The organism is Gallaecimonas mangrovi, from assembly GCF_003367375.1.
In the GTDB taxonomy this organism is placed as follows: Bacteria; Pseudomonadota; Gammaproteobacteria; order Enterobacterales; family Gallaecimonadaceae; genus Gallaecimonas; species Gallaecimonas mangrovi.
Genome location: NZ_CP031416.1, coordinates 2002844 through 2015561 on the forward strand (window position 1 = coordinate 2002844; position 12718 = coordinate 2015561).

Below are 12718 nucleotides of genomic sequence, written 5' to 3' on the forward strand. Positions count from 1 at the left end.
AGAGACTGACTTTTTCCTATGGCCGCTGTTCTTACGCTCAGTAATGCATTTTTGTCATTTTCCGATGCTCCGCTGCTGGATAACACCGGTTTTAGCCTGCAAGAAGGCGAGCGCCTTTGCCTTGTTGGCCGCAACGGCACCGGTAAATCGACCTTGATGAAAATCATTTCCGGGGACATGACCCTGGATGATGGCACCTTACAGTTCCATCACGATGGTGGTGTGGCGCGATTGTCACAAGATCCGCCGCCCCGTGAAGACATGACCAGTTACGCCTTTGTGGCACAAGGCTTGGCCGAAGTGGGTGAACTGGTGCTGGCTTACCATCAGCTTTCTGCATCCTTGGCGGAGCACAGCGACGAAAAGAGCCTTAACAAACTGGCATCGCTGCAAAGCCAGCTTGATGCCTGCGACGGTTGGCAATTAGAAACCCAAATTCAGCGCGCGCTACAATTGACCGGCCTTAGCGGTGAAGAAAGGCTCAATGCGCTATCCGGTGGCTGGCTGCGGCGGGTGGCCTTAGCCCAAGCACTGGCTGGCGACCCGAAAGTGCTGCTGTTGGACGAACCGACAAACCACCTGGACATCGATTCTATTCAGTGGCTTGAGCAGTTTTGTAAATCCTACAGTGGCGCCATTTTGTTTATTAGCCACGACCGGCAATTTATTCGCCAGGTGGCAACCGGCATTCTTGATTTAGACCGCGGCCAGTTAACCCGCTATGAAGTCGGCTATGACGCCTATTTGGATGCCAAAGCCGAGGATTTACGCGTTGAAGCCGAGCAAAATGCGCTGTTTGATAAAAAGTTGGCGCAGGAAGAAACCTGGATCCGCCAGGGCATTAAGGCGCGGCGCACCCGTAACGAAGGGCGGGTGAGGGCACTAAAATCGTTACGCGAAACCCATGCCGAGCGCCGCAATGTCATTGGTAAAGTGCGGGGCCAGGTAGAAGAAGCCGATCGCTCCGGTAAGCTGGTGTTTGATGTTGAAGACATGAGCTACAGCTACCAGGGCAAAGCCATTGTTAATCACCTGGATTTGGTGGTGCAACGTGGTGACCGCTTGGCACTGGTTGGCCCTAACGGTTGCGGTAAAACTACCCTTATCAAGCTGCTATTGGGGCAATTGCCGCCCGATAGCGGCAAGGTGCGTCAGGGCACCAATTTGGAAGTTGCCTATTTTGACCAGCACCGCGCGGTGCTGGACCCTGAGCTTTCGGCGGCTGAGCAGGTAGCTGAGGGTAAACAGGAAGTGGCGCTGGGCAGCAAAAGCCGCCATGTATTGGGATATTTACAGGACTTTTTGTTCACCCCAGCCAGAGCCCGGGTACCGGTTAAAGCGCTGTCAGGCGGTGAAAAAAACCGGCTGCTGCTGGCAAAACTGTTTGCTCGCCCCTCTAACCTGTTGATCCTTGACGAACCCACCAACGATCTGGATATTGAAACCCTCGAATTGCTCGAGGAAATGTTGGCTGATTATCAAGGTACCTTGTTACTGGTAAGCCATGACCGGGCCTTTATCGACCAAAGCGTGACCAGTGTGTTGTGGTTCGCCGGTAATGGCGATCTGGAAGTGCACGCCGGCGGTTATACCGATGCCGCGGTGGCAAGAGCGCGGGCACAAAATAGTAAAAATGAGACAAAAGCGATCAAGGCTGAAGAAAAACCTAAAAAAGACCACGAAAAGCCACGTAAAAATGGCAAAATGTCATACAAAGACAAGCGAGAATTAGAAACTCTGCCCAGTCTGATTGAACAACTCGAGACTCAGGTGGTCGAAGTGCAGAATCAGATTAACCAGGCGGACTTTTTTACACGCCCCGTCGGCGAAACCCAGCCCATTCTGGATAAGCTGGCCGAACTGGAGAAGGCTCTGGAAGAGGCCTTTGCCCGGTGGGAAGCATTGGACGCCCAACAATAAGCTGTGTGCAGGAATACCGAATTCATGAAAAAAAGAGCTTTAACCCTTTCTTTGGTAGCGTTAGCCACAACTCAGGCTTACGCCACCATCCCTAATAGCTATACGCTCTCAACCATTGAGTCATCACCGGTAGCACCGTACCACTTGACTGCGTTGGGTTTAACATCAGACGGCACCCTTACCGGTATCGTCTCTGGTGATGAGATCCACGACAATACTGTTGAAACGGCGCGTATCACCGAGTCAGATACCACCAACGATATCTATTCGGATTTGCTGGGCGTGTTTGACGACGATACCGTTACCGACCTCGTCGACGACGTCTATAACGACACCTCTGGGTATTACCGCAGCTTGTCTACAGCTAACGGCTTTATGGGCAACTCCAGTACCTCGATGACCTTGGTTCCGGGCCTTGCCAGTGATGATGACCTGCTCACCGTTACCAGCTATGTCTATGGTGGCGTTGACGGTTATTACTTTGGTTATAACTCGGGGCCGTTTACCGCAGACACCTTCACCAATGGTGACGGTGACGAAGTCACCGACTACGTGCGTGATTACAGTCACCGCGGTTTTATGACCGATAACAACGGCACCACCTATCCGTTGTATCCGGCTTATACCTATCCAGATGCCACCCGTAACGATACCCAGCTTATTAGCGCCGATGACAAGTTGGGCGGTTATTCCATCGCCATGGGCGGTAATAGCTCTTATATCGTCGGTTACAGCTCCTCAGAGTTGTCTTCTGGGTCCGAGACCACCTTGTCGAACTGTGAAGATTCGGACGTGAAACAGCCAATGTTGGCCTGTTTGCGTAACGTGACTTATCAGTACCGCGCTACCGTTTGGCCGCTGACCAACGGTGTGCCTGGCGATCCAGTCACTTTAGGCGTTCTGAACGAAAAAACTGGCGATGACTATAACCCGGCAAGCTATAACTCTTACGGTTATGCGATAAACAGCAGCGGTATTGTTGCTGGCCAGTCCATGCATAACAACGACGGTACCTGGCGTAACGTTGCAACCATTTTTGACGCCAGCACCGGTGAACCTATCGAAGCCATTGGTAAAACCGGTAGCGGTATTTCCAGCTCCGTTGCCTACGGTATTAACGACAACAACATTGTAGTGGGTGAAGTGGTTTATCCATCAAGCTACAGTAAGTATCGTTTCTTTGTGTTTGATAAAACATCTGGGGACATCACTTATCCATCTACTTTCTATTCCAGCGCTAACGCCGTTGCTTACGACATCAACAACGATGACTTAGTCGTGGGTGTGGCCGACTATGAAGAGTTGCCGCCGTCCAGCACCCGTCGTCAGCACGCCTTCGTATACGATTACGACAATGACGACTTCCAGGATCTGAACGATAAGCTGCAATTTAACAGCACCACCCTTGATGACGTTTATGGTGGTGACACCTGTACCGCTCGTGAAGACTGGGTGCTCGAATACGCGCGTCGTATCAACGATGACGGCCAAATTGCCGCTACGGCAGTGACCACGCTGCGTGACAGTGACGGCAATCAGGTATTGGATGATGACGGTGATGTGCAATACGTATTGCGCCCGGTGTTACTGACACCGTCGGACGATACTGCCACCACCTGTGAAGACGACGAAGATGATGACACCAGCTACAGCCGCAAGGGCGGTGGTAGCTTCGGTTTCCTTGCCTTAGGCGGCTTAGGGCTGGTTGGTTTACTGCGCCGACGTCAGTTTAAACGCTAATAACGATAAAAAAGCCGCTCAATGAGCGGCTTTTTTTGTAAAAGAAAATTCAAAAAGATCTCAAGTGCTTGGCGTCTGTCAAGTGCTAAACTCTTAGATCCTCATTTGATCATACTCCACATCTTTTCTAATTGGTTAAGGGTACGGCCCATGTTGGGCTGTGCGTTTCCCAACTTCGCCTTCAGCAGGAAGAGGATGTAGAGGATGAGAAGACAAAAACGTGACCGTCTAGAACGAGCCCACTCACGTGGTTATCAAGCCGGGATTGGTGGTAAACCACGAGAAGCGTGTCCTTACCAGAGCGTAGATGCTCGCAGTTATTGGCACTCAGGTTGGCGCTCTGCAGTCGAAGATAGGGTCATCAATGGCGTCGCCATGAAATAATCATCACGCAACCGTAACGAAAAAGCCCCGCTAAAGCGGGGCTTTTTCAATATGTAAGCTTAGAAGCTGGACGTGTCTTTAAACAGGCCCACTTTTAAGTCTTTGGCGGTGTAGATAACGCGGCCATCAACGGCGACTTCACCATCAGCAATACCCATCACCAAGGTGCGGTTAATGAGGCGCTTCATATGAATGTGGTAGGTGACTTTCTTGGCCGTTGGCAGAATTTGACCGGTGAATTTCACTTCACCCACACCTAAAGCCCGGCCTTTACCAGGGCCGCCTTGCCAGCCAAGGAAAAAGCCCACTAGCTGCCACATTGCATCCAGGCCAAGACAGCCAGGCATAACAGGGTCGCCGGGGAAATGGCACTGGAAGAACCACAGATCAGGGTTGATATCCAGCTCGGCAATGATTTCACCCTTACCATACTGACCGCCTTCCAGATGAATGTGCGCCACTCTATCCATCATCAACATGTTAGGGGCAGGCAGCTGGCTGTTACCTGGGCCAAAAAGCTCGCCACGCGAACAGGCTAAGAGGTCTTCACGACTGAAACTGTGTTTTTCTGTCAGCACAAACAATTCCTTCATTTCACGAACGGCGAAAGGTTAGCGTACAACTGTACGCCAAACAACGCAGACCAGCAAAACCTTTTAACTTCTCCCCAAGCCCAAACGGCGCATGATGCGGCGTCCCAAGGAGCTTACAGGCTCTTCCATCTCCAACAAGGCAAACTGGCGCGCTTGAATACGACCGTACACTGAAGCTTTAGGGTAATCCCCATTATCATCCAACTCACCGGCATCGGTTTCCATCATTAGTGCGATGGCATCATCCACATGCTCAACGCACCATAGATGAAAACAGCCTTGTGTTACCGCTTCAATTACATCGTCCGACAGATTCAGCTGCGATTGGTTCGACAGCGGCAAAATAACCCCTTGCGAGCCTGTCAAACCGCGACTTTTACAGACCTCAAAAAAACCTTCTATCTTGGCGTTCACGCCGCCAATGGCTTGTACATTACCGAATTGGTCAATGGCGCCGGTAATGGCAATGTCTTGGCGCACCGGAAGCATCGCCAACGCCGACAGCAAACAGATAAGTTCACCGGCAGAAGCCGAATCGCCATCCACCTCATGGTAAGACTGCTCAAATACCAAGGATGCAGACAAGTGCAGAGTATTTTCTTGGGCAAAGCGGCTGGCAAGAAAGGCGGTTAAAATCATTACGCCTTTGGCGTGAATGTTACCGGCAAGCTCGGCTTTACGTTCAATATCAATAATATCGCCATCACCATAATGGGCGGTGGCCGTTATTCGCGATGGTTCTCCAAATTCGGTATTGCCAAGGTCCAGCACCGTTAGGCCATTAACCTGGCCAGTGCGTTTGCCCTGGGTTTCAATCAGAATATGGCCCTTGGCCATGGCTTCGCGGCTCATGGCTTTAGCAAGCCCTTGGGCTCCGTCACGGGCGTTAATCGCCTTTTTAATATCAGCCTCGGTAATTTCATGGCTATTGGCGATGAAGTTAGCGCGGCTCAGTAATTCGCTGTAACGATGGTGGATTAACGCAATACGGTTTTGGTCTTCAAATACGCGGCTACCGTAACGAAGTAGTACCTTCAAGGCGTCAAGGGTAGGGGACTTAAAGCCTTTTTTAACGGCTTCAAAGCCAAGATGGGCGGCAAGCTCGCTACTGTGTTCTGCCGCAACAAAGGGCACCCATTCAACAAAATACGGGAAGAGTTGCGCTAACTCGCGGTCGATGTCCAGTAAATCCAAATGGTCACCCCGGTCACCAAACAGCACCACTTTTACATCCAGCGGCATCGCTTCTGGCATAAACAAGGGACTACCGGGCTGTTGGCTTCGGTATTGGGTCCAGTCAATACGCTGGCCAAAAAGCGCCTCTTTTAAGCGCGTCCACACTTGTGGTTGCTGGGCAAGTTCGGCTGCCGAAATCAGCAAATAACCGCCGTTAGCACGGTGTAAGTCGCCAGGGCGCAGCAAATGTTGGTTTACCAGCACCGTGCCTTGCTGGGTTTCAACGGTGATTTCGCCAAACAGGCCCAGCTCTGACAAATCACGGTTGTGGATGATGGGTACCTGCTCAGCGTTTTGACTGACTAACAGGTTAAGTAGCAACGGCTGGTTAGCACCCTGCTGCGCGGCATTGGCTGCCAGTAAGGTTTCAAAATACGCCTTTAATCGCGGCTCTTGCGGCTGCGCCGCAATAAGGGCAGTTAAGCGCTTTTCTAAATCAGCACCATTTACCGCAAACAATTCGCCAACAGCCTGGCAAAAGCTGTCACCACTGCCTGCTTTTAACTGGAAGCAATAGGGCCTTCTGGAGTCGTGGATATTTTCGGCATAGCACCAATCCCAAACCTTGTCTTTGCGAGTGGCCTTGGGCTGTTTGGCAATGGCCGCTTTAAAAATGGCCAGGCTATCAATATAGGAGGCACCGCAAAGGTAAATATGGCCAAGGGCACTGCTGTCCGCCGTCGCCTGGGCAAGCTCTGCTTCACCTGATTGCTGCCCAAGCAAGTAGTCTGCGCTAAAGGGCAAGGCGTGAAGATTAAAATGAGGCTGAAGCGACGTCGCTTCCAAAAGCAGGTTTTTCGTCATCAAGGACTTAGCAAAAAGGATCGTTACGTTATGATATCACGGCACTTGCCTGGCAACAGCGCCAGAAACGAAGTCTTGCCTAACTGGCCATCCCGCTCTAACGTAAGATAAGACTTTATACGGGTGGGGGTATCATGAAACGGATTTGTGTTATCGGCTCCGGTTTTGCCGCGCTAACTGCAATCAAAACATTGCGCAAACACTCAGCCGATGTAGAGATAACCTTGATTGCGCCAGCCCCAGAGTTTCATTATTACCCCAGTTTGATTTGGGTCCCGGCAGGGCTGCGCTCACGCTCCGATATTGTCTTTAATATTCAGCCGTTACTTACCAAGCTTAAGGTCAATTTTCAGCAAGCTCGGGTAACAGGTTTAAGCGAAGGTGGGCGCTGTGTACACACTGACCGTGGCGATGTATACAACGAAGGCTTACTGATTGCCAGCGGTAGCCGTTTTATTAAAAAGCTCCCCGGTATTGAACATGCGCTTACCCTTTGTGACGGTATCACAGCGGCCGAATCCATTACCGCCCGCATCAACCAGCTTACCCATGGCACTATTGCGGTTGGTTTTGGCGGTAATCCCAATGAACCTGCCGCCGTTCGCGGTGGCCCGATGTTCGAATTGCTGTTCGGGCTTGATACGTTGCTGCGCAGGCAAGGCAAACGCCAAGATATCGATTTAGTGTTTTTTAACCCGGCTACCAGGCCTGGCGGGCGTTTGGGCGAGCAAGCGGTAGAGCGCCTTCTTGCCAGGATGAAAAGCCGGAATATAAAAACCTACTTAGGTGCCAAACCGCTGCGGTTAGAAGCCACCAAGGTGGTAACCGAAGCCACCGAATTTCATGCCGATGTCATTTTATTTATGCCCGGAATGACAGGGCCGAGCTGGCTTGCTAACAGCGATTTGCCACAATCTCCAGGCGGGCTGATAAAGGCGGACGAAAATTGCCGTGTACCTGGTTTTGCAGCCACTTATGTGGTCGGTGACAGCGGCAGTTTTCCGGGCCCAGAGTGGGCGCCTAAACAGGCCCATATGGCTGATTTAATGGCCAGCGCCGCCAGCCATAACCTGTTGCAGGAACTGGCTGGCAATGCCAAGCCCCACATGCGCGGCTTTAAGTGGGAGCTTTTATGCATTATCGATATGCTCGATAGCGCTACCCTGGTCTATCGCAGTGAAAAACGCCAGTGGGTTTCACCCAATTGGCGGTTGTTGCATTGGGCAAAACGGTTTTTTGAATGGTGGTATCTGCGCGGCATAAAAAACTAAGCCCGGCAATTGCCGGGCTTTTTTTACACCATACCGCCGTTAACGCGAATGACCTGGCCATTCACCCAGGCGGCTCCTTCACTTAGCAGGTAGCCAATAACATCAGCTATATCCTGGGGTTTGCCTAAGCGCTTATATGGGTTCATAGCGGCAATTCTGGCAATCACTTCGTCTGACTTACCTTCCATAAATAGCTCAGTGGCGGTAGGGCCAGGCGCTACCACGTTGACTGAAATTTCGCAGTGTTCTAGTTCTTTACTCAGTACTTTCGACAGGGTTTCTACTGCCGCTTTACTGGCAGCGTAAGGCCCATAACCTGGGAAATTGGTGCCAACCACACTGGTTGAAAGGGTGACTATGCGGCCGCCTTTTCCCAAGCGCTGAGCTGCCAGTTGCAGGGTGTTAAAGACACCGTTAAGGTTGATGGCCATCAATGTGGAAAAGGCGTCCTGAGCGTATTTTTCAACCGGCGCCAGGGTCATAATGCCGGCGTTGCAGACCACCGCTGTCACTTTGCCCAGAGCTTGCTCTGCTTGGTCAAAAAGGCGCGTTACAGCGCCATGGTCAGCCACATCGGCTTGAATGGCAACCGCCTTACCGCCGGAGGCGGTAATACGCTGCACCACGTCTTGTGCTGCTGCAGGTGAAGAGCTGTAATTCACGGCTACCGCAAAACCGGCATTGGCCAAATGTTCGGCAATAGCGGCACCAATCCCCTTAGAGGCCCCGGTTACAATTGCGACGGGATGAGACATTGTTCATTGCTCCTTTGCTGTTGACCCTTGCATTATTTCAAACCCAAAAGCCCGCTTCATTGGCTATCAGTCCGTTTTTCTTATACGATCCTCCTAAGCAGTGGCATCAATAAGGGCCCCTAATGACAACCACGGCACAACTGGCTCGGCTGATTGACCGCCATTGCCAAGGTGAAGGTATTACCCAAACGGCGGTCAGCCGTTTAAAACTGATGCGCAGTTTCAGCCCAACAGAAGCGATTCCCTGGTCTTACAGCCCATCACTGTGCTTGGTAAGCCAAGGCGCAAAGGGCTGTGTTATTGGCAATCAACAGTGGATATATAACGCCGAGCGTTATCTGGTTGTGTCGGTCGACCTGCCCGTGATGAGCCAAATTATTAGCGCCAGTGAAAACGCGCCTTTTCTTAGCCTGCATCTGAGCTTTGACCCGGGCATGGTTGCGCGTTTTTTAGCCCTGCCAGCATCGTCTTCAGACCACGGGCCGTTACTTGCCACCAATGCCACCGACCAAGCCCTAGTTGATGCCTGCATTCGGCTGGTTTCATTACTGGATAACCCCGACGACATTGCCTATTTAGCCCCACTCATCGAACAGGAAATTATTTACAGACTGGTAAAAAATGGCGCGGCACCGGTACTGAGTCACATTGTAAAAGAGCAGGGCAGTGCTATTAGTAGGGCGGTTACCTGGATCAAAGCTAACTACCAGCAAGCCTTTTCCATTCAAACCCTTGCTCAGCAAGTTGGGCTAAGTAGCTCAGTGCTGCATGAACGTTTCAAACAGGCAACAGCACTCAGTCCAATGCAATACCGTACCCATATTCGTTTGCATGAAGCGCGGCGGATGATGGTTTTTGAAAACGTAGACGCCGCAGCCGCCGCCTATCGGGTGGGTTATGGCACGCCGGCGCAGTTTAGCCGCGAATACAGGCGTCTGTTTGGCTTGCCACCGGCATCGGATGCTGCCGCACTTCGCAGCAGCAACAGGCCAGGTATTGGCCCAGCAGTTGCCGGTGGTGTTAGGCTGGAAAATCTCGCTTAATAAGGAGGTCGTAATGGCAGTCGGTTGGGCTGGCGATGACGCCGTAACCAAACAAATTGATTCCACCATCGAAGATGCTGTGGCCAATGTGCGCAACAAACTGGGCAAAGGTCCTAGCCGTAAAACCTGCTTGGAGTGCGGCGCTGACATTCCCATTAAACGCCAACAAGCCTTACCAGGGGTTCAATATTGCGTGCATTGTCAGCAAGAAATGGACAAAGACGCGCAAAAAAACAGCCTTTATAACCGCCGTGGTAGTAAAGATAGCCAGCTGCGTTAAGGCGCCCGTCAATTTAACAAAATCTTAAGACTGGCTCATTAACGTCAATGCAAATGCAATTGCTATGAGCTTCGATGGCCAGGCCGCTACTTCAATCCAATATCTCGCATCCTTGTTACGTTATGGCAGTGACCAATGAATATTCTGCTTGTACAAGCGTGCGCTGACCTCGACTTTACAGGCAAGTGTCAACAAGCCGGCCTGTCTATCGCTGAAACGGTTAGTTTTCAGCACGCCCTTGACCGCATCTGGCAAGGCAGTTTTGAATTGGTGCTGGTTGATCTTGATAACGAGGCAGACCATGGCCTTGAGTTTATTGAGCAATTTCGCCAAGCACGGTTGGTTACTGCCTTGGTTGCTGTTGCCAGTAAAGCCGGTAGCAACCTGGCGGTAAACGCCTTGGATAACGGTGCCGATCTCTTCTTATATAAAGACACCTGTGGCCAGGAAGCACAGGCACAATTTAACGCACTGGTCAGGCGCTGCGGGCACTTATGGGCCAATAAAGGGCTGAGTAGCGGTGATTATGTACTGTCGTTAAGCTGCCAATCCTTGCGCTTTGAAGGCCATAGCGTGTATCTCACCCAGGTCGAGTTTTTGGTGTTAGAAATCATTTTTAAAGCCAAAGGGTTGGCTGTCGCCCCCGACACCATTATCAGTACCCTCACTGCTCAAGGGCACAGCATCAGCCAAAATGCCCTGCAAGTGCATCTCTCCTGTGTCAGAAAAAAAGTGCGGGAAAAAGGTGGGCTACTGCCGATAATAAACCGCCGGGGACTCGGTTACGCCACCGAAAGCTAACCGTGCCCAATGGCGATGTTTTCGGTAGGATGGCGCCATGAAAACCCCCGATCTCAACCTTGTTATTGCCCTAAATGTGCTGCTGCGCGAGCAAAATATTACTGCGGCGGCGCGCCAACTAGGGCTAAGCACTTCAGCCATGAGCCGCACCCTGACTCGGCTACGCGTCACAACGGGCGACCCGTTATTGGTCAGGGCAGGGCGCAAGATGGTACTAACGCCCCATGCCGAAGGCCTTCGACAGCGCGCCATGGTAGCTGCAGATGAAAGCCTGGCGGTATTAAGCCCCAAAGCGTCACATTTCGATGTTGCCAAGTTGGCCCGAACCTTTGTTATTCGTTGCAATGAAGGTTTTGTTGAAGCCCTGGGCGGCCACCTCATTAAAGCTGTTGCGGCGCAGGCGCCTAAGGTAAGGCTGCATTTTACCGCCAAAGCCCAGAAGCATGACGGGCCGCTGCGTGATGGCGAGGCCGATTTAGAGATTGGGGTATTAAAGGCCATGGGCCCGGAAATTCGCATTCAGCGGTTATTTGACGACCGTTTTGTGGCGCTGGTTCGCCATGGCCATCCGCTGGCAGCGAAACGCAGCATAACGGCGCATGATTATGTGCAATATGGCCACGTGGTGGCATCTCGTCATGGTAAACCCGAGGGCCCGGTGGATACCGCATTGGCAAACCTTGGCCTTAAACGAAATATTGCCGCAGTGGTGCCCAGTTTCCCGGCAGCATTAGCCGTAGCCCAAGCAAGTGACTTAGTCGCATTGGTACCGGCATCGTTTGCCGAGCATCATCCGCAGATGGCGTTATTGACCGTGCTGGCCATTCCGGTAGCAACACCGGTATTCACAGTATCGCAAATGTGGCACCCAAGGCTGGAAGCCGATTCTGCACATCGTTGGCTGCGCCAATGCGTTAAAGCATGCTGTGAGGAGATAAAAGGGCAGCCATCATAACGCTTGGCCAAGCTCGCTATAACTTAAAGTTGTGGGATACCCAATGACGAATAGAGACGGTGGCATGCCTATCTGGTAAAATAGGCAATTTAACATAATATACATTATGCGCAATCGGCATAGGATCAGCCTGGACGGGTTTCTGCGGCAAAAATGTCAGCATCATGGCCGCCACGCTAGCCGCTGCTCCGTGGCTTATCCGCTTTACCAAGGTGCTCCAAACTGACCGCTCCTTGTCTGTTTTTGCCCGTTCTTCGTGGTAGCTCACCACCGCTAGAGACGGCTCCACACCTGCGATTTCAGCCAGTTTGATGATCAGATGGTCTGCCGCTGGGGCTTTGCCTGTTTTGAGTTCGCTAAGGAACGCACTGGAGATCCCAAGCACATCTTTGGCTAATTCATTTTGACTACTGCAACCAGCAGCTTTTAAGGCCGTTTCGACCAGATTTTTGATGTACATGGTGTCCACTTACTTTTTCAGTCTAATAAATAGATTAGTTTTTTATTCTTTAATACTTTTAAGGTAATGATTCCGAATGGATCAGCACTTTTTTTACAGCTACTGCACACAAAGTTGGCTTGATAGCAAGACTGCCATTTATAAATATGGCCCTCTTGAATAACCATAATGAAGTATTGGCTCTTCATAATAGTCGCGGTATTAGGTGAAGTTGTTGCTACAACCACATTCAAAGCAACGGACGGGTTTACTAAGCCGCTGCAGTCTATCCTAGTCCTAATTGGCTATGGCATTTCGTTTTATTTCTTGTCCTTAGCTCTTAAAAGCATTCCAGTTGGTATCGTTTATGCCATATGGGCCGGTCTAGGGGTTGTCATCGTTACATTCTTGGCATGGCTCATTTATGGGCAGAAAATAGACAATTGGGGTTTCCTCGGAATGTGACTGATTATCATCGGCGTAGCTGTACTCAATCT

Annotated in this window: 13 protein-coding genes; 9 read left to right on the forward strand and 4 right to left on the reverse strand. The window is 51.2% G+C overall.

Features of this window, described 5'->3' with window-relative positions:
• The first annotated feature begins 18 nt into the window (after positions 1 to 18).
• The 3 genes from uup (at position 19) to rmf (ending at position 4044) form a co-directional block, all read left to right on the forward strand.
• The gene (gene uup, locus DW350_RS09570) at positions 19 to 1920 is read left to right on the forward strand and encodes an ATP-binding cassette ATPase Uup (protein ID WP_115718648.1); all 1902 of its coding nucleotides are present in this window, start codon (positions 19 to 21) and stop codon (positions 1918 to 1920) included.
• A gap of 24 nt (positions 1921 to 1944) precedes the next feature.
• On the forward strand, positions 1945 to 3660 hold the full coding sequence (locus DW350_RS09575; protein WP_115718649.1) for a DUF3466 family protein: 1716 nt from the start codon (positions 1945 to 1947) through the stop codon (positions 3658 to 3660).
• 204 nt (positions 3661 to 3864) lie between these two features.
• Positions 3865 to 4044 (forward strand): ribosome modulation factor, encoded by a 180-nt coding sequence (gene rmf, locus DW350_RS09580; protein WP_115718650.1) that lies wholly within the window; start codon positions 3865 to 3867, stop codon positions 4042 to 4044.
• 59 nt (positions 4045 to 4103) lie between these two features.
• Here the strand turns inward: rmf and fabA are convergent, their stop codons facing one another.
• Positions 4104 to 4622 (reverse strand): 3-hydroxyacyl-[acyl-carrier-protein] dehydratase FabA, encoded by a 519-nt coding sequence (fabA, locus tag DW350_RS09585; protein ID WP_226911421.1) that lies wholly within the window; start codon positions 4620 to 4622, stop codon positions 4104 to 4106.
• 78 nt (positions 4623 to 4700) lie between these two features.
• The gene (locus DW350_RS09590; protein ID WP_115718652.1) at positions 4701 to 6677 is read right to left on the reverse strand and encodes an AAA family ATPase; all 1977 of its coding nucleotides are present in this window, start codon (positions 6675 to 6677) and stop codon (positions 4701 to 4703) included.
• Positions 6678 to 6811: 134 nt separating this feature from the next.
• Here DW350_RS09590 and DW350_RS09595 point away from each other — a divergent pair, with 134 nt between their 5' ends.
• Entirely contained in the window at positions 6812 to 7948 is a 1137-nt protein-coding gene (locus tag DW350_RS09595) for an NAD(P)/FAD-dependent oxidoreductase (protein WP_115718653.1), read from the forward strand.
• 23 nt (positions 7949 to 7971) lie between these two features.
• Here DW350_RS09595 and DW350_RS09600 read toward each other — a convergent pair whose 3' ends face one another.
• On the reverse strand, positions 7972 to 8703 hold the full coding sequence (locus DW350_RS09600; protein WP_115718654.1) for an SDR family oxidoreductase: 732 nt from the start codon (positions 8701 to 8703) through the stop codon (positions 7972 to 7974).
• A 122-nt stretch (positions 8704 to 8825) separates the two neighbouring features.
• Here DW350_RS09600 and DW350_RS09605 point away from each other — a divergent pair, with 122 nt between their 5' ends.
• The 4 genes from DW350_RS09605 (at position 8826) to DW350_RS09620 (ending at position 11782) form a co-directional block, all read left to right on the forward strand.
• Entirely contained in the window at positions 8826 to 9746 is a 921-nt protein-coding gene (locus DW350_RS09605) for an AraC family transcriptional regulator (protein ID WP_115718655.1), read from the forward strand.
• A gap of 13 nt (positions 9747 to 9759) precedes the next feature.
• Entirely contained in the window at positions 9760 to 10026 is a 267-nt protein-coding gene (locus DW350_RS09610; protein WP_115718656.1) for a DksA/TraR family C4-type zinc finger protein, read from the forward strand.
• Positions 10027 to 10161: 135 nt separating this feature from the next.
• Positions 10162 to 10827: a response regulator transcription factor gene (locus DW350_RS09615; RefSeq protein ID WP_115718657.1), complete on the forward strand. Its 666-nt coding sequence runs from the start codon at positions 10162 to 10164 to the stop codon at positions 10825 to 10827.
• 37 nt (positions 10828 to 10864) lie between these two features.
• On the forward strand, positions 10865 to 11782 hold the full coding sequence (locus DW350_RS09620) for a LysR family transcriptional regulator (RefSeq protein ID WP_115718658.1): 918 nt from the start codon (positions 10865 to 10867) through the stop codon (positions 11780 to 11782).
• Between the two features lie 16 nt (positions 11783 to 11798).
• Here DW350_RS09620 and DW350_RS09625 read toward each other — a convergent pair whose 3' ends face one another.
• Positions 11799 to 12242, reverse strand: a complete 444-nt coding sequence (locus tag DW350_RS09625) for a DUF3693 domain-containing protein (RefSeq protein ID WP_115718659.1) — start codon at positions 12240 to 12242, stop codon at positions 11799 to 11801.
• A gap of 168 nt (positions 12243 to 12410) precedes the next feature.
• Between DW350_RS09625 and DW350_RS09630 the strand changes: the two genes are divergently transcribed.
• Entirely contained in the window at positions 12411 to 12686 is a 276-nt protein-coding gene (locus DW350_RS09630) for a DMT family transporter (protein ID WP_115718660.1), read from the forward strand.
• The last annotated feature ends 32 nt before the right edge of the window (positions 12687 to 12718 follow it).